This is a genomic window from Mesorhizobium sp. M6A.T.Cr.TU.017.01.1.1, from assembly GCF_004023115.1.
In the GTDB taxonomy this organism is placed as follows: Bacteria; Pseudomonadota; Alphaproteobacteria; order Rhizobiales; family Rhizobiaceae; genus Mesorhizobium; species Mesorhizobium mediterraneum.
Window position 1 is genome coordinate 1 of sequence record NZ_RZTA01000261.1, and the last position, 1252, is coordinate 1252.

Below are 1252 nucleotides of genomic sequence, written 5' to 3' on the forward strand. Positions count from 1 at the left end.
CGGTCGAGATCGGCTAAAACAAAAAACCCGCCTCAACGGCGGGTCGCTGGCGCAATCAGCACCGACCCGGCAAAAGAGCATGAACACCTCTGGCCCTGCTTCCGGCGTTGACGACTGGCGAAAGCCGTGGCGGCATCCAATCTCCCCCCTTGCGGAGGAGATCAGCAGCTTCGCCGACGGCGCCTGCCCGCATCTCTTCCCGTCCTGCCGGAGCCTCCTATGCGCCGATCCCGTCAGTCCGCCTGAGATAGCCGTTAGCGATCTCGCGCATCCGTTTGGCGTCGAAGCTCGGGCCGTGGCCGCCATGGCCGACGCGTATCGGCAGGTCGAGCAGCCGCTGCATAGTTCGGCGATAGGCGACGCGATCGGAATCCGGCAGGTCGTCGATCAGCATGGCGTCGTAGATGGCGTCGCCGGCGAAGAACAGGCCGTCGGCCTCATCGAACAGCGCGATCGAATCAGGCGAATGGCCAGGCAGATGCAGCACGCGGAACCGCCTATCGCCGAGGTCGACCAGATCGCCCTCGTCAAGCGTCCGCGTCAGCGGCGCCGGTGGGATTTTGTAATCGGCTGCTTTCCAGCCGGGCGCCGGCAGCTTGGAGACGGCGCCGTCGAGATCGTGGAACATGTGGGCGTAGGTGACCGCTTCGTCCATGCTGTCGAAATGCGCGGCACTCATCCTCGGCCCCGCCCGCGAGGGGAATTCGTGCAGCGAGCCGACATGGTCGAGATGGATGTGGGTGGCGACGACGAGCAGCGGCTTGCCAGCAGGCGTATTGATCTGCGGCGCCAGCGGGCAAATCCCCATGCCGGTGTCGACGAGCAGGTCGACGTCACGGCCGCGCAGATGCCAGATGTTGGCGCGCACGAAATCATGCACGAACGGCTCGGCCAGCATCGTCGTATGGGCGTCGACTTCCGTCTTGCTGAACCAGTCAAGCATCAGGAGAGATCCGGCATCAGACGAACGGCTTCCCGACCTTGTATTTTTCGGGAACCAGCCGCTTCAGATAGGCCATGCCCGCATCCGAGAGCTGGTTGACATCAGGCTTCATGAAATTATCAGGCATATGGCGCGTCTTGCCGGCGACATTCTTCAGCGGCACCTTCCTCAGCACGGTTTTCTTGCCGTCATATTGCAGCGCTACCGATCCGCCGCCCTCCTCCGCCACCTTGACGGCGAAAGCGCCGGCGTCGAAGGCTTCCTGCGCATCGACGGCGCTGATGGCGCCGACATAGCCGCGCGGCATGT

At 63.7% G+C, this 1252-nt stretch carries 1 protein-coding gene and 1 pseudogene; both read right to left on the reverse strand.

What is annotated here, in order from left to right; genetic code table 11:
• Positions 1-217: 217 nt before the first annotated feature.
• Positions 218-943, reverse strand: a complete 726-nt coding sequence (locus EOB36_RS33850; protein WP_128286591.1) for an MBL fold metallo-hydrolase — start codon at positions 941-943, stop codon at positions 218-220.
• A 16-nt stretch (positions 944-959) separates the two neighbouring features.
• A pseudogene (locus EOB36_RS33855) lies at positions 960-1252 on the reverse strand (6-phosphofructokinase); the annotation flags it as partial.

Coding starts and splice junctions, on each gene's coding strand:
- EOB36_RS33850 (WP_128286591.1), bottom strand. CDS start 943: ATGCTTGACTGGTTCAGCAAGACGGAAGTCGACGCCCATACGACGATG.